At 28.1% G+C, this 16,057-nt stretch carries 18 protein-coding genes; 17 read left to right on the top strand and 1 reads right to left on the bottom strand.

Annotated features, from left to right (window positions below; genetic code table 11):
• The 4 genes from ACRDDY_RS06910 to ftsZ form a co-directional block, all read left to right on the top strand.
• Window positions 1–413: sigma-70 family RNA polymerase sigma factor (locus tag ACRDDY_RS06910; protein WP_438564231.1), on the top strand; the 413-nt coding region annotated here is incomplete at its 5' end.
• Between the two features lie 88 nt (window positions 414–501).
• A complete protein-coding gene (locus tag ACRDDY_RS06905; protein ID WP_438564230.1) occupies window positions 502–1,554 on the top strand; it encodes a type IV pilus twitching motility protein PilT in 1,053 nt (350 codons plus the stop codon).
• 125 nt (window positions 1,555–1,679) lie between these two features.
• Complete coding sequence (locus tag ACRDDY_RS06900; protein ID WP_438564229.1) at window positions 1,680–2,954, top strand: cell division FtsA domain-containing protein; 1,275 nt, start codon at window positions 1,680–1,682, stop codon at window positions 2,952–2,954.
• A gap of 13 nt (window positions 2,955–2,967) precedes the next feature.
• The gene (gene ftsZ / locus ACRDDY_RS06895; protein WP_438564228.1) at window positions 2,968–4,095 is read left to right on the top strand and encodes a cell division protein FtsZ; all 1,128 of its coding nucleotides are present in this window, start codon (window positions 2,968–2,970) and stop codon (window positions 4,093–4,095) included.
• 37 nt (window positions 4,096–4,132) lie between these two features.
• On the opposite strand, the gene ACRDDY_RS06890 is transcribed toward ftsZ, so the two are convergent.
• On the bottom strand, window positions 4,133–4,822 hold the full coding sequence (locus ACRDDY_RS06890; RefSeq protein WP_438564227.1) for a pseudouridine synthase: 690 nt from the start codon (window positions 4,820–4,822) through the stop codon (window positions 4,133–4,135).
• 253 nt (window positions 4,823–5,075) lie between these two features.
• Here ACRDDY_RS06890 and ACRDDY_RS06885 point away from each other — a divergent pair, with 253 nt between their 5' ends.
• The 13 genes from ACRDDY_RS06885 (at window position 5,076) to phoU (ending at window position 15,990) form a co-directional block, all read left to right on the top strand.
• Window positions 5,076–5,879 (top strand): sigma-E processing peptidase SpoIIGA, encoded by an 804-nt coding sequence (locus ACRDDY_RS06885; protein WP_438564226.1) that lies wholly within the window; start codon window positions 5,076–5,078, stop codon window positions 5,877–5,879.
• Window positions 5,880–5,887: 8 nt separating this feature from the next.
• Window positions 5,888–6,700, top strand: coding sequence for an RNA polymerase sporulation sigma factor SigE (sigE, locus tag ACRDDY_RS06880; protein WP_438564225.1), 813 nt, complete (start codon window positions 5,888–5,890; stop codon window positions 6,698–6,700).
• A gap of 82 nt (window positions 6,701–6,782) precedes the next feature.
• Window positions 6,783–7,556 (top strand): RNA polymerase sporulation sigma factor SigG, encoded by a 774-nt coding sequence (gene sigG / locus ACRDDY_RS06875; protein ID WP_438564224.1) that lies wholly within the window; start codon window positions 6,783–6,785, stop codon window positions 7,554–7,556.
• 93 nt (window positions 7,557–7,649) lie between these two features.
• The gene (locus tag ACRDDY_RS06870) at window positions 7,650–7,928 is read left to right on the top strand and encodes a YlmC/YmxH family sporulation protein (RefSeq protein WP_438564223.1); all 279 of its coding nucleotides are present in this window, start codon (window positions 7,650–7,652) and stop codon (window positions 7,926–7,928) included.
• A gap of 91 nt (window positions 7,929–8,019) precedes the next feature.
• Window positions 8,020–8,472: a transcriptional regulator NrdR gene (gene nrdR / locus ACRDDY_RS06865; protein WP_438564222.1), complete on the top strand. Its 453-nt coding sequence runs from the start codon at window positions 8,020–8,022 to the stop codon at window positions 8,470–8,472.
• Between the two features lie 164 nt (window positions 8,473–8,636).
• A complete protein-coding gene (locus ACRDDY_RS06860) occupies window positions 8,637–9,365 on the top strand; it encodes a polyphenol oxidase family protein (RefSeq protein ID WP_438564221.1) in 729 nt (242 codons plus the stop codon).
• Window positions 9,366–9,379: 14 nt separating this feature from the next.
• Entirely contained in the window at window positions 9,380–10,075 is a 696-nt protein-coding gene (locus ACRDDY_RS06855) for a response regulator transcription factor (protein WP_438564220.1), read from the top strand.
• A complete protein-coding gene (locus ACRDDY_RS06850; RefSeq protein ID WP_438564219.1) occupies window positions 10,076–11,752 on the top strand; it encodes an ATP-binding protein in 1,677 nt (558 codons plus the stop codon).
• Window positions 11,753–11,911: 159 nt separating this feature from the next.
• The gene (locus ACRDDY_RS06845) at window positions 11,912–12,784 is read left to right on the top strand and encodes a phosphate ABC transporter substrate-binding protein (RefSeq protein ID WP_438564218.1); all 873 of its coding nucleotides are present in this window, start codon (window positions 11,912–11,914) and stop codon (window positions 12,782–12,784) included.
• Between the two features lie 13 nt (window positions 12,785–12,797).
• Complete coding sequence (pstC, locus tag ACRDDY_RS06840) at window positions 12,798–13,688, top strand: phosphate ABC transporter permease subunit PstC (protein ID WP_438564217.1); 891 nt, start codon at window positions 12,798–12,800, stop codon at window positions 13,686–13,688.
• Entirely contained in the window at window positions 13,689–14,573 is an 885-nt protein-coding gene (gene pstA / locus ACRDDY_RS06835; protein WP_438564216.1) for a phosphate ABC transporter permease PstA, read from the top strand. It begins immediately after the preceding gene.
• Window positions 14,563–15,321, top strand: coding sequence for a phosphate ABC transporter ATP-binding protein PstB (pstB, locus tag ACRDDY_RS06830; protein ID WP_438564215.1), 759 nt, complete (start codon window positions 14,563–14,565; stop codon window positions 15,319–15,321). Before pstA ends, pstB begins: the two co-directional genes overlap by 11 nt.
• 12 nt (window positions 15,322–15,333) lie before the next feature.
• Complete coding sequence (gene phoU / locus ACRDDY_RS06825) at window positions 15,334–15,990, top strand: phosphate signaling complex protein PhoU (protein ID WP_438564214.1); 657 nt, start codon at window positions 15,334–15,336, stop codon at window positions 15,988–15,990.
• Window positions 15,991–16,057: the final 67 nt, after the last annotated feature.

The following is a 16,057-nucleotide window of genomic DNA, read 5'->3' as shown; positions in this document are numbered from 1 at the left end:
ATAAGGGAACGAGGCTTGCCACATATGCATCCAGATGCATTGAAAATGAAATTTTAATGCTATTTAGAAATAATAAAAAACAAAAGGGGGAAGTTTATTTACAAGATCCAATAGGCGTAGATAAAGAAGGAAATGAAATTTGTTTAATTGATGTACTGAGTAGTGAAAAGGACTCAGTTTTAGAAAAGGTAGAAAGTAATTTAGAAATAAAAGCTTTATATACTAAAATGGAGGATTCACTAAGTAAAAGAGAACGTGATATAATAATAATGAGATATGGATTACAAGATGGAAAATGCAAGACTCAAAGAGAGATTGCAACACTTTTAAACATATCTAGGTCGTATGTTTCAAGAATTGAAAAAAAAGCTTTGAAAAAACTGCATAAGGTTTTGTACTCAAAGAATATGTGATGAAACTTAAATCTCTCATTAAAAAAGAGAGATTTAAAAAAAAGTAATTACATAAGTATATAATGGTTATTAAAGATGGGGGAAGGGTATGTATTTATTAAATGAACTTTTAACAGAAACAGTACTAAAAGGAGGATCAGATATTCACTTAACGGTGGGAGTTCCACCAATGATTAGAATTAATGGATATTTAAAGAAACTAGGAGACGAAATACTAAAAGTTGAGGATGTGAGAGAATTCACTAAAAAAATATTAAAAGAACGATTTGAAGAATATGATAAGCATGGTGAAATGGATTTAGCTTACTCATTAGAGAATATAGGAAGATTTAGGGTTAATGCGTTTAAGCAAAGAGGGTCAAATGCATTGGCGCTAAGGGTTGTAAATTCTAAAACTCCTACATTAGAAGATTTAAATCATCCGACTATATTAAAAGAATTGTGTAAAAAAAGAAGAGGGCTTGTTTTAGTAACAGGACCAACAGGAAGTGGTAAAAGTACTACACTTGCTGCAATGATTGATGAAATAAATAAAACAAGAAATGAGCATATAATAACATTAGAGGATCCTATAGAGTATTTACATGCTCACAAAAAATGTATTGTGAATCAAAGAGAAATAGGAAAAGATAGTGTTAGCTATAGTGAAGCATTAAAATCTTTGTTAAGAGAAGATCCGGATATTATATTAATTGGAGAGATGCGAGATTTAGAAACTATAAGTATTGCAGTTACAGCAGCTGAAACAGGACATTTAGTTTTATCAACTCTTCATACAATAGGTTCAGCAAAAACGGTTGATAGAATTATAGATGTATTTCCAGTTCATCAACAACAACAGATAAAGGTGCAACTAGCTGCGGTACTTCAAGGTATAATATCACAACAACTTATTCCGAATATAGAGGGTAGAAGATGTGCTGCATTAGAAATAATGACTATAACACCAGCTATACAAAATCAAATTCGTGAAGGAAAAACTCATCAAATAGAAGCAGCTATTCAAACAGGTGGTTCTAAAGGAATGAAAACTATGGATATGGCACTTTCTACATTAGTTAAAAATGGAGAAGTTGAATACGAAGTTGCAAATGATTATTCTGTAGATAAAGAAATGTTTGAAAGGTTAATGAGATATTAAAGGGATGTAGATAAAATAATTAATAAAGTATTAATTATTTTATCTATTATAAAAAGAGAATTACAAGGTATAATAAAAAGAGGATTTTAAAATTTGGAACAAATAGTAGGAGGTAAGGCTTTAAAATGCAAGAGTTTTTAATTACAGCCGTAGATATAGGAACACATAAAATTTCAGCATCAATGGGAGTAAGTAGAAAAGGAGAGGATGTTGAAGTACTAGGAAGTTCTTGTGTTAATGTGCGTGGTGTAGAAAATGGAGTAATAGTAAACGAAGATAAATGTAGAATTTATTTTGAAGAAGCCTTGAGTAAATTAGAGGAAAAAACAGGGAAAAAGATAAATGAAATATATTTTGGGTTACCAGTTAGTGATATTAAACATTATGAAATACCGGCACAAATAGTGATAGAAGATATAGTTAAAGTAAAAGACATTAAAAAAATATTAGATGAAGTAAAAGCAAAGATAGATCCTCAAGAAGGATATGAGATTGCTGATATAATAATAAATTATTATAAACTTGATGGAAAAAGTAGTATAAATACAGTAGTTTCAAAAAAAGGTGTTGTATTAGAGTTAAATCTTTCAGTAATACAAGTGAAATCAGAAATTTTGAATACATATAGAAAGTTAATTAGAGGCACTAAATATTCAATCAAAGGCTTTTTAATAAATCAGATTGCTTTAAGAAAAATATTCTTCTCAGAAAAAATGCTTAAAGAAGATTTAGCATTAGTACAAATTGGAAATAGCTTTACTGAAATCTCAGTTATTGAGAAGAAAGGACTAAAAGAACTTATATCAATACCTCTTGGAGGTAAAAATATAACTAATGATTTATCAATTTGTTTAGCACTTCCTTTATTTGAAGCGGAGAATATAAAAGAAGAATTTAGTTCAAACTATAAAAGTGCTATAAAAGATAAAGGTAGTAAAGAGGTTATTATAAAAGGAAAAAATGTAGATAAAGAACTTTTTTACAATGTATGTGAGGCAAGAATTGAAGAAATTCTTAATTATGTAAAAAATGAATTAAAAAAGGCTAGAAATTATAATGATATTTGTAGTATAATTCTATGTGGTGATGCTATAACCAATTTTCAAGGTGTAAATGAAGTTGTACATCAGAAATTTAAAGATAAAAAGATAATGCTCGCAACAAAAAATGACTTTGGAATGCAAAATATTTCAAATATTACTTCATTAGCTATTGTTAAAGAGGTGCATGATAGGTTAGAATTAATATATGAAGAAAATTTAAACTTTACGAGACAGTTTAATGTGAAAGAGACAGAAGAAGAGTCATATAATAAAGAAAAAGAAGAAAGACAAAAACATGAGAGTGAAAATAAAAGTATCATAGGAAAACTTAAAAGTTTTCTAGGAGATATGTTCTAAGGGAGGAATTAGTTTGTTAGATTTTGAAGTGGATATGCAAGAATTAACTAATATAAAAGTTATTGGATGTGGAGGCGGAGGAAGTAACGCCGTTAATAGAATGATAGTTGAAGGACTTAAGAATGTTGAGTTTATAGCTATAAATACAGATAAGCAAGCACTAATGCTATCTCATGCGAATCAGAAGATTCAAATTGGAGATAAGCTTACAAAAGGTCTAGGAGCTGGAGCTAATCCAGAAATTGGACAAAAAGCAGCAGAGGAAAGTATAGAAGAAATAAAGGCAACTATAAAAGGGGCTAATATGGTATTCATAACTGCTGGTATGGGTGGTGGAACTGGAACAGGTGCAGCACCGGTAGTAGCAGAACTTGCTAAATCATTAGATATATTAACAGTAGGAGTTGTTACTAAGCCTTTCCCATTTGAAGGTAAAAGAAGAATGAGACATGCCGAAATGGGTATAGCTAAGTTAAAAGAGAAAGTAGATACATTAGTAATAATACCAAATGAAAGATTATTATTAATGGCAGATAAGAAAACAACATTATTAGATTCATTTAAACTTGCTGATGATGTATTAAGACAAGGGGTTCAAGCAATCTCAGATCTTATTACTATAACAGGAGTAATTAATGCTGACTTTGCTGACATAAAAGCAGTTATGTTAAATAAAGGATTAGCACACATGGGTGTAGGACATGGTAGTGGAGACAACAGAGCATCGGATGCTGTAAGAGAAGCTATAGGTTCACCACTTCTTGAAACTTCTATTGAAGGAGCTAGTGGAGTAATTTTAAACTTTACAGGAGGAGCTGACCTTGGAGCTTTAGAAGTTTATGAAGCAGCTGATGTAATTAGAGAATCAGTTGATCAAGATGCAAATATTATATTTGGAGCAGTTATAGATGAAACTTTAAATGATGAAATTAGAATAACTGTAATTGCAACAGGTTTCGAAGAAGAAATGATGTCTGCAGAGCCAAAGGTTGAAATAAAGAAAGTTATTGAAAAGCCAGTAATAAAAGAGGAAGTAAAAGAAGAAGTTGCTGCAACTGAAGAAGAAAATACAAGTATTTCAGATGACTCTTATGGAAATGATGTGGATCTTTCAATACCAACATTCTTAAGAAAAAGATAATTTTAAATACCTTCTATCGTTATGATAGAAGGTATTTTTATTTTAAAAGAGAGTTTTTTAAGTTATGTAATTCAAATGTAGTTAAATTTCTATAGAATCCAACGGGGAGATTAGAAAGGTTTATATTTAAAATTTTAGTTCTCTTTAGAGAAATTACTCTAAAATGAAAATGAAGACACATACGTCGTATTTGTCTATTTAAACCTTGGGTTAGAATGATAGAAAAAGTGTCATCAGAAATTCGAGTTAGCTTACAAGGTCTTGTTATAGTATCTAATATAGGAACTCCTTTAGACATAGAATTTAGAAAATCATCGGAAAAAGAGCGATTTACTTTTACTATATATTCTTTATCATGATGATTTTCTGAATTTATTAAGGAGTTAGCAAATTCACCATCATTAGTTAAAAGTATAAGACCTTCAGAATCTTTATCTAATCTACCAATTGGGAAAATATATTTTGGATATTTTAAAAAATCAAAAATGTTATTAGGTAAGCTTGAATCTAGAGAACATAAGACTCCTTTTGGCTTATTAAAGACTAAATAAATAGGGGGTTCTTTTTTAATTTGTTTTCCATCTAGTAAAATAATATCAGTTTCTTCAACCCACTGACCTTCAAAAGCTAATTCTCCATTTACGATAATACGATTGTTTTGTATAAAGGTATTTGTTTCTTTTCTAGAACAAATACCGTAATTACTAAAAAGTTTATTTATTCTCATTAATAAAATCCTTTCTATTTTAGGCTATCTATAAATTATAGCATAGTATAAGAAAAGAAAACATATTTAGGAAATTAGATAAATTTAAATGTAAAATATAAGAATTTTAAAGATAAAAATATTTTAATTATTTAAATTGAAGTTTAATAGGTTATTATGTAAAAAAAAATGGAAAGAAAATATGAATTTAAATATAATTTATGACAAAATTTTAAGAGGCTTAGTTATATAATTTTATATGAGGAGGGGGCTTATGAGATTATATTTAGATGTCTTAATAATGGAAAATTTTATTGCGAACTTATTTATTATAATAATAACATTTAAAGTATTAAAGTATGAATATTCTTTCAAAAAGGCATTATTTATAAGCTTTTTAGCAGGTGTGTATAGTCTTTGTATGGTTATAGAGGGGTTAGGCTTTTTAAAAGTTATATATATACAGATTATAGTAGCTTTTTTAATGATATATATACCTAGTGTAGAAAGAAGTAGAAGTAGACTTATACGAGGATTTATTACGTTTATGGCAAATTCATTTTTATTAAGTGGTCTTCTATTTAAGTTTATTATAAGTACTCAAAAATATACATTAATTGATGGAGTTGTAATAAAAAATTTTAATGTTAGATATTTAATGTTAGGAATTTTTATAGTATTTATAAGTTTAGAGAGGATAACAACATTAATTAGAGATAGAAATATTGTATCAAACTTTATATATGATATAAATTTGAAAATAGATAATAAAGAAATAATTATTAAAGGTTTTTTAGATTCAGGAAACGAGTTGAGAGAACCAGTGACAAATTTACCTTGTATTTTAATTGAAAAGGAAAAACTTAAAAATATAAAGAGAAGTAAAGAGGAAATGTATAAGATTCCATACAGAGCAATTGGATATTCAGGTGGATTATATGGATTTAGAGTGAAGGGAATAAAAATACTAAAAGATGGAGAGGTATGGAGAGAAATAGAAGGAATAATTTGTCCTTGTGATGATAAGTTAAGTAATGAAAATGAATTTAGTGGGTTAATATCAAGAGGGGTTATATAGGAGGATTTATGAAAGAGATAAATAAAATAGAATTTGAGAATTATAAAATGAGAGCAATTCACTTATTGAAGGAAGAAGTAGAAGATGAAAATAGAGCAATAGAAAAAAAGAAATGTTTTAATTTCAATATTTTATTAAATAAAATGGTAAATATGTTTGGAGTTAAAGGAGGGAATCTTCATTATGTAGGAGGAAGTGATGCTCTTCCACCACCATTATCTAAAGATGAAGAAGAGAATCTTTTAGAAAAACTTGGGAGTGGGGAAGAAAAGGTTAGAAGTACGTTAATTGAAAGAAACTTGAGATTAGTGGTATATATAGCAAGAAAATTTGAAAACACAGGGGTATATGTAGAGGATTTGATTTCAGTGGGAACTATTGGATTAATAAAAGCAGTAAATACATTTAATACTGAAAAAAAGATAAAACTTGCAACATATGCTTCAAGATGTATAGAAAATGAAATTCTAATGTATCTTAGAAGAAATAGTAAAATAAAAGCAGAAATTTCATTCTATGAACCATTAAATATTGATTGGGATGGAAATGAATTATTGCTATCAGATATATTAGGAACAGAAAATGATATAGTATATAATATGATTGAGGATGAAGTGGACAAGCAATTGTTATTTATTGCATTAAAAAATTTAAATGAAAGAGAGAAAGAAATTGTTAAATTAAGATTTGGATTAAATGGAACAGAAGAAAAAACACAAAAGGAAGTAGCTGATATGCTAGGAATATCCCAATCTTATATATCTAGATTAGAGAAAAAAATAATAAGTAGATTAAAAAAAGAAATTAGTAAGATGGTTTAAAGTTTGTCTTTAGTATAAAAGTTAACTCTATCGGAAATAATGTTTATTATGGTGATATTACTTCTAAAGGAGTTGACAAAAAGTGATAATTAACAAAGTTGAAATATGTGGTGTAAATACGGCGAAATTACCAGTATTAAAAGAAAAAGAAAAAAGAGAGCTTTTAGAAAATATGCAAAGTGGAGATCCAAATGCTAGAGAAACATTCATAAAAGGAAATTTAAGATTGGTTTTAAGTGTAATACAAAGATTTAATAATAGAGGGGAAAATGTTGATGACTTATTTCAAGTAGGATGTATAGGGCTTATGAAAGCAATTGATAATTTTGATTTATCCCAAAATGTTAAGTTTTCTACATATGCTGTTCCTATGATTATAGGAGAAATAAGAAGATATTTAAGAGATAATAACTCAATAAGAGTAAGTAGGTCATTGCGTGATATTGCATATAAAGCACTTTTAGTTAGAGATAAGTTAATAAAAGAAAATAATAAGGAACCAAATATATCTCAGATAGCTAAAGAGTTAAATATTCCAAGAGAAGAGGTTGTATTCGCATTAGATGCTATTCAAGATCCAGTATCTTTATTTGAACCTATATATCATGATGGTGGAGATGCAATATATGTAATGGATCAAATAAGTGATGTAAAAAATACAGATGAAGCTTGGCTTGAAAATATTTCGATAAATGAAGCTATGAAAAAATTAACAGATAGGGAAAAACTAATATTAAATTTAAGATTTTTTAGAGGAAGAACTCAAATGGAGGTAGCTGATGAAATAGGAATATCACAAGCACAAGTATCAAGACTTGAAAAAACAGCGCTAAAACATATGAGAAAACATATATAAAAAAGAACTCTTAAGAGTTCTTTTTATTATTTTTTTGAATAAAATAATAAGGGCCATATATTTTTTTATAATTCTAAAAAGGGGGAAGAAAAAATGGAAGAAAATTTACATTCAATTAATTCAATGAGAAATATGGAGGTAATTGAAATAACTACAGGGCAGAGACTTGGGTTGATATCAGATATTAAAATAGATTGTGAAAATGATAAAGTAGAAGCACTAATACTTCCAGGTGAAAATAAAGGGTGGTTTCAAAGAGACGATGAAATTGAAATTCCATGGGAAAATGTCAAGAAAATAGGAATGGATGTAATACTAGTATCTATGGAAAGTTTAGGTATTATTAATATGGAGAATAATGGGTATAGATAAGAAAAAGTAGATAAATCTAGTCATAATAGGTAAAACTATGTATAATAAAACTAAAGAGTTAAAAAATCTACAGAAAGGTTGTGAATAAATTATGAGATGTCCTTTTTGTTCTTATAATGAAAGTAAGGTTGTAGATTCAAGATCAACAGAAGATAATTCTACAATCAGAAGAAGAAGAGAATGCACAAGTTGTGGAAAAAGATATACTACATATGAAAAGATTGAAGATATTCCAATGCTAGTTATAAAGAAAGACTCTACAAGAGAAAACTTTAATAAAGAAAAAATAATAAATGGGCTTATAATAGCTTGTCAAAAAAGACCTGTATCAAGAGATCAAATAGAAAAGATAGCAGATGACATAGAAAAAAGAATATCAAATAAAATGATAACTGAAATCCAATCACAACGAATAGGTGAAATGGTTATGGAAATCTTGAAAGGAATTGATGAAATATCTTATGTAAGATTTGCATCAGTGTATAGACAGTTTAAAGATATAAATACTTTCATGGAAGAAATAAACAGTTTAATTAAAGAGTAAAGAAAACACTCATGTTGTGAGTGTTTTTTTGTTAAAAATACTTAATCTTATTATTATAGATAAAATGTTAATAAGATGATAAAATTATAAATGAAACGTAATTAAAATAAAAAGAGAGTAGTATTTTAAATTTATAGTGTATGTATATGACTTAGGAGGAAGAGATGATTAATTTAAGATTTGAAGATTTAGAAAGAAAAAATGATTGCTTAATTTTAGAAGATGGAAATATAATTATTGGTTTTTCAACTGCTGAAGAAAATAGAAGTTTTAATAGAAATACAGATGAAGGAAGAGAATGCTTAAATAGTTTGAAAGAAGAATTTGAAGTAAATGAAATATTTTATTTAAAGCAGATTCATTCTGATGTTATTTATACATGCAATAAAGAAGAAAAATTTAATGAAAGAGAAGGAGATGCAATAATAACAGAGGAAAGAAATATTATGATAGGTGCATTTACAGCTGATTGTGTTCCAATAATTATAAAATGCGGTAATGTTATAGGTGCTGTACATAGTGGATGGAAAGGGACAATAAGCAATATTGTTTATAAAACACTTTCAAAAATGGAGAAAGAGTTTGAGATTTCAAAAGATGAAGTGAAGGTATATATAGGACCACATATAAGAAAATGTTGTTATGAAATATCTGAAGAACTTAAAGATAGATTTTTAAATGAAACTAAAATAGAAGAAAAAGAACTTTTTGATGGAAGAAATTTAAGTATGGAAAAAGTTATAGAAAGGGATTGTTTAAAATTTGGTGTGAAAGAAGAAAATATATTTAGTTTAAATTTATGCACATATTGTGAAGAGAAAATTAAACTGCATTCATATAGAAAATCAGATGGTGCTTATGGAAGATTATTTACATTTGCTATCATAAAATAAGGGGGAATAAGATTTTGTCTAAAGAAAAAGTATTAATAGTAGATGATGAGGAAAATATATTAGAACTTTTAAGATTTAATTTTAAAAATGAAGGGTATGAAGTTTATATAGCTAATAATGGAGAAGATGCATTAAAAATTGCTAAAGAAATAAAACCAAATTTAATGCTATTAGATTTAATGATACCTAAAATAGATGGATTAGATGTATGTAAAGAGATTAAAAGGGATAATGAACTTGTAGATACATCTATAATAATGGTTACTGCTAAAGGTGAAGAATTAGATAAAATATTAGGGTTAGAACTTGGCGCAGATGACTATATAACAAAACCTTTTTCAGTGAGAGAACTTTTAGCACGAGTGAAAGCTGTACTTAGAAGAAGTGGTAGAAAAGAAGTTGGATTTGAGGAAAGTTATGATAATGGAAGAATAAAAATTGATTATTTTAGACGTGAGGTATTAATAGATAATCAGAAAATAGAATTTACATTAAAAGAGTTTGAAGTTTTAGAGTTTTTAGTTAAAAATAAAGGAAGAATATTAAATAGAGAAACTATATTAGATAAAATATGGGGATATGAATTTATTGGAGATACAAGAACTATAGATGTTCATATAAGATATATAAGAAAAAAAATTGAAGAAGATGATAAAAATCCAAAATTAATTGAGACTATAAGAGGTCTTGGATATAGGTTTAATGGTTAAATGAAAAAGAAGATATTAACGTCTGTAATAATAACAGTTATATTTGCACTTGTAATAATAACTACATCTTTTTTTGCACTAGTTAGTATGCAAGAAGTTAATAATACGAAAGATATGCTAGCTAATTATAATCTTATAATGTCAAAGTGGACAACTATGAATAAGGAAAATGTAGATTTGTTAAAAATAAATGACAATATAATAAGTGTTACTATTTGTAACAAAGATGGAAAAGTATTGTTTGATAATAAGAAGACAGATGAAAAAGTAGATTTTAAAGCTAAAGAATATATCAATATAAAGCCTAATAATGTAGGATTTTATGAGGGATATAGTCCATACTATAATAATGATATGATATTTTCAACTTTAAAGTTACAAAGTGGAGATATTATAAGAAGTGGTGTTCCTATAGGAAGTCTAGAGATATTACATACAAAAGATATCAGTTATTATCTTTTAGTACTAGCTATTGTATTAGCATTGTCTATAGCATTAGCGTTAAAGCTTGTAAGAATAATAATAGATCCAATAAAAAATTTAGATTATGTATCGTCAAAAATAGCAAACGGTGATTTAGAGACAAGAATAGAAGTTATTTCTAATGATGAACTTGGGCATTTAGGAAAAAGTTTTAATAATATGGCAGAGCAACTTCAAGGAAAGATAAGTGAAGTTGTAGATAAGCAAACGAAATTAGAATCTATTTTAAGATGTATGCAAAGTGGAGTAGTTGCATTAGGAAAAAATGAAGAGGTAATTTTAATTAATCCTTATGCAAAAAAAATATTAGGAATAAATGAAAATGTTGTAGGAACGAAGATAAGAGATGTAATAGATATAGGACTTTATGATAAACTTGTATTGGAAGAATATGAAAAAGAAAAAGAAGTGAAAATAAAGAGTCCTATTAGAAGAATAGTAAGAGTAAAGAAAAGTTCAATTATAAATGCCTATGATAAAATAGGACTTGTAATATCAATTCAAGATATTACAGAAATGAAAAGACTTGAAAATATGAGAAGCCAATTTGTAGCGAATGTATCACATGAACTTAAAACACCTTTAACATCTATAAAAGGTTTTGCTGAAACACTAAAGTATGTTGATGATAATGAAACTAAGGAAAAATTTTTAAATATTATAGACAAAGAATCTGATAGGCTAAGGATTTTAATTGATGATATTTTAATTTTATCTAACTTAGAAAGTAGAAGTAGTGAAGATTTAGTAGAATTTTATCCAGATGAAGTAATAGAAGATTCTATGCAATTATTAAATGAACATGGAAAAAAGAAAAATATAAAACTAGAGTATGTAAGTAAAAATAAAGAAAAAATATTAGGACATAAAGATAAGTTTTTACAAATTGTAATAAACTTAGTTGAAAATGGAATAAAATATTCAGATGATAATAAAGTATTAAAAATAGAAAGTTATAGTGAAAACGAATATTATATTTTAAAGGTAATTGATAATGGATATGGAATACCAAAAGAAGATTTGCCAAGAATTTTTGAAAGATTTTATCGTGTAGATAAATCAAGAAAAGGAAATGGAACAGGGCTTGGCCTTGCTATAGTTAAACATATATCAAAAAGCTTTGGAGGCGATATTTTAGTAGAGTCGGAATATGGAAAAGGTTCAATATTTACATTTAAAGTTAAACATATATAAAGAGGACCTTAGAAGATTTTAAATCTTCTAAGGTCTTTTTATGTTAAATTTTTTTAACTTAGTGATAATATTAGCTTAATTTAAAGATAATATTAGTTTAATATTTATGAGATATTATTAAGATATAGGGAAAAGAAATTAAAAAAAGGGGATATAAAAATGAAAAAGAGAAATTTGAAATTACTATGTTTAGCAGGGGTATTAACATTATCAGTAGGAGTATTTTTAGGATGCGGGGCGGACAATAAAGAAGAGGAAAAGAAAACAATAACAATAAGTGGTTCTTCAGCAATGCTTCCATTAATGGAAAGTTCAATTGAAAAATATGGAGAAGAAAATAAGAATGTAGTTATAAATGCACAAGCAGGGGGATCTGGAACAGGACTTTCACAAGTATTAGAAGGAGCTGTAAATATAGGAAATTCAGATGTTTTTGCACAAGAGAAGTTAGGAGAGAAAGAGGCAAAAGAATTAGTTGATCATAAAGTTGTAGCACAAGGATTTGCGGTAGTTACAAGTAAAGAAGCTGGAGTAACAAATTTAACAAAGGCACAAATTAAAGATATATTCTCAGGAAAGGTTAAGAATTGGAAAGAAGTTGGTGGAAAAGATTTAGAAATAATGGTTATTCATAGACCAGAATCATCAGGAACAAGAGCAACATTTACGCAAACAATTTTAGGGGGAGACAAAGAAATTGAAAATGATTCAATAGGTGCTACTCAAGATAGTAATGGAGCTGTTTTAAATACTATGAAAAAGCATCCAGGTAGCATAAGCTATGTAGCAATGACTTATATGAAAACAGATGAAGCTAAAGATGCGTTACAGTTAGTTTCAATTGATGGAGTGGAGCCAACAGGTGATAATATTAAAAATAGAAAATATGATTTTTGGTCATGGGGGCATATGTATACAAAAGGTGAGCCAACAAGCGATGTGAAAGAGTTTATAGATTTTGTTGGTGGAGAAAAGAATGCAGAAACAATAGAGGAATTAGGTCTTATACAGGGTAGCGAAATAAAAGAATAAATAGGTGAGGTAAATGAATAAAAGAAGCTTTAAAGAAAAATTTATAAATGATTATTTAGGAAAAGGATTTTCGTCAATCTGTGCATTAGGAATAGTATTAATAACAGGGCTAATTATACTTTTTATAGGGGCAAAAGGAATAAAATTATTCACAGAAAACGGTGTACATGTTTTAGATTTCTTATTTACAGATAATTGGAATCCAGGTGGAAGTACTCAAAGTTTTGGGGCATTATCATTTATATTAGGATCAATAGCAGTTTCAATAGGTGCTGTAATAATAAGTGCACCTATTGGAGTAGCACTTGGTATATTTTCAAATGTTATATCTAAAAGACTTGGAGAGAAGGTGATAAAGCCATCATTAGAAATATTAGTAGGAATACCTTCTGTAGTGTACGGATGGGTAGGAGTATCGGTTATAGTACCTAAAATTAAAGAAATTTTTGGTGGGACAGGCTTTTCACTTTTAGCAGGAATAATAGTTTTATCAATAATGATACTGCCAACAATAGCAACTCTTTCTATAGATGCAATTAAAGCAGTACCAAAAGAACATATTGAAGGTTCTTATGGACTTGGAGCAACAAGATGGCAAACTATAAAGAATGTAATAATAAGGGAAGCAAAAGGAGGAATTCTTACAGGAGTAGTTCTTGGAGTAGCGAGAGCTTTTGGTGAGGCGCTTGCAGTTCAAATGGTAATTGGAAATGCAGTAAGACTTCCAGATAGTTTAACAAATTCAGCGACAACACTTACAAGTATTTTAACTATGGATATGGCCAATACAGTATCAGGAACTGCGTGGAATAATTCGCTTTGGTCTATGGCTTTAATGCTTCTGATAGTTTCATTTACATTTATATTAATAATTAGAAAATTTGAAAGAAAGGGTGAAAAATAAATGAATGCAAAAATAAAAGATAAAATAGCAACAGGAGTATTTTATGCAGTTAGTATGGCAGTGGTATTTATTTTAGCCTTTTTTCTAATTTATGTATTAAAAGAAGGTATAGGAATGATATCTTTTGACTTTTTAACTAGTAAACCTAATATGACATCAAAAGGTGGAGGAATAGGACCACAAATATTTAACTCTGTTTATATGCTAATAATATCACTTTTAATAACAGTTCCTATAGGCGTTGGTGCAGGAATATACTTAGCAGAATATGCTAAAGAAGGGTTTATGTTAAGAGCAATAAGACTTTGTTTAGAGACAATGTCAAGCTTACCTTCAATTGTAATAGGAATGTTTGGACTGCTTATTTTTGTAAATATGTGTGGCTTTGGGTATTCAATAATAGCAGGAGCATTATCGGTAAGCATATTAAACATTCCTGGAATGACTAGAATTTCAGAGAATGCTATACGAGTAGCATCAAAAAGAGTTAAGGAAGCATCGTTAGGCCTTGGAGCAAGTAGATGGCAAACAATAAGAAGAGTAATACTTCCAACTGCAATGAGAGAAATATTGACAGGAATAATTCTTTCATCAGGTAGAATTTTTGGAGAAGCTGCAGCATTTCTTTATACTGCAGGACTAAGTTCAGGAGGACTAGATTTTAGTTCAATAAGTCTTACAAATAGTACATCAGCATTTTCATTATTTAGACCAGCAGAAACTTTAGCAGTGCATATATGGAAATTAAACTCTGAAGGAATAGTTCCAGATGCAGCTAAAATAGCCAATGGAACGGCGGCGGTTCTTATAATTATGGTACTTTTATTTAATGTGGTTGCTAAGTTAATAGGAAATAGATTGGAGAGAAAATACAATGGAGAATAAATGTATAATAGAAACTAAAAATTTAGAATTATATTATGGGACAAACAAAGCATTAAGAAATATAAATATAAAAATAAATAAAAATGAAGTAACTGCATTAATAGGACCTTCAGGATGTGGAAAATCTACATTTTTAAGAACTATAAATAGGATGAATGATTTAATTGATAGTGTAAAGATTGAAGGCGAAGTTTTATTTGAAGAGCAGAATATTTTTAATGAGTATGATGAAATTGCACTTAGAAAAAGAATTGGAATGGTATTTCAAAAACCTAATCCATTTCCTATGTCTATTTATGAAAATGTAGCATATGGACCTAAAATACATGGAATAAAAGATAAAAAAACTTTAGATAAAATAGTAGAAAAAAGTTTAAGAGGAGCAGCTCTTTGGGAAGAAACTAAAGATAGACTTAAAAAATCAGCAATGGGTCTTTCGGGTGGACAACAACAAAGATTATGTATAGCAAGAACACTTGCAGTATCACCAGAAATAATTCTTATGGATGAGCCTACATCAGCATTAGATCCAATATCTACAAATAAAGTTGAAGAACTTATAGAAACTCTTAAAAAAGATTATACGGTAATTATAGTAACTCATAATATGCAACAAGCAGGAAGAATTGCAGATAAAACAGCGTTTTTCTTAAATGGAGAAGTTATAGAGTATGGGAAGACTGAGGATATTTTTTATAAACCAAAAGATAAGAGAACAGAAGATTATATTACAGGAAGATTTGGATAAGAGGAGGAAGCTATGACGAGAGAAGGGCAACATATAAAAATAACTGATATAAATAAAAAAATATATAATATGGCAAATGGTTTTATAGAGCAATTTGAAATGGCTATGGAATCATTAAAGGAGAATGATTTAGAACTTGCTAAAAATGCAATTGAGTATGATGATAAAATTGATTTACTTCAAAAGGAAATAGAAGAGGAATGTATAAAGTTTATAGCTACAGAACAACCAGTAGCAAAGGATTTACGAAGAGTATTTACAGCCACTAAAATAGTTACTGATATAGAAAGAATGTCAGATCATACAGTAGATATTTGTAAGATTGCACTTTCAAATAAAAGAGATAGCTATATTGATGAAGCACAGAAGCTTTGGATGATGGAAGAGAAAATAATTAGTATGTTAAGACTTTCGATAAAAGCCTATATGGAGAGGGATTTTGATTTTGCATATAAAATTTGTAAATTAGATGATGAGATAGATAGAATGTACAATGAAGTTTTTGATAATATTTTAGCACTTATAAAGAAAGATGATAGCAAAATTTCAACGGGAACTAGGCTTATGTTTGTATCAAAATATTTAGAAAGAATGGGAGACCATATAACTAATATTTGTGAATGTATAATATTTATAAAAAATGGAGAATATGTAGATTTAAATGATTAGAGATAGGTTTTATAAAAACCTATCTTTTTTTAAGGTGTATTTATTATTAATATAAAACAAAACTAGA

It is taken from the genome of Clostridium sp. (assembly GCF_051656525.1).
GTDB lineage: Bacteria > Bacillota > Clostridia > Clostridiales > Clostridiaceae > Clostridium.
This window is presented reverse-complemented; position numbering and strand designations above follow the sequence as displayed.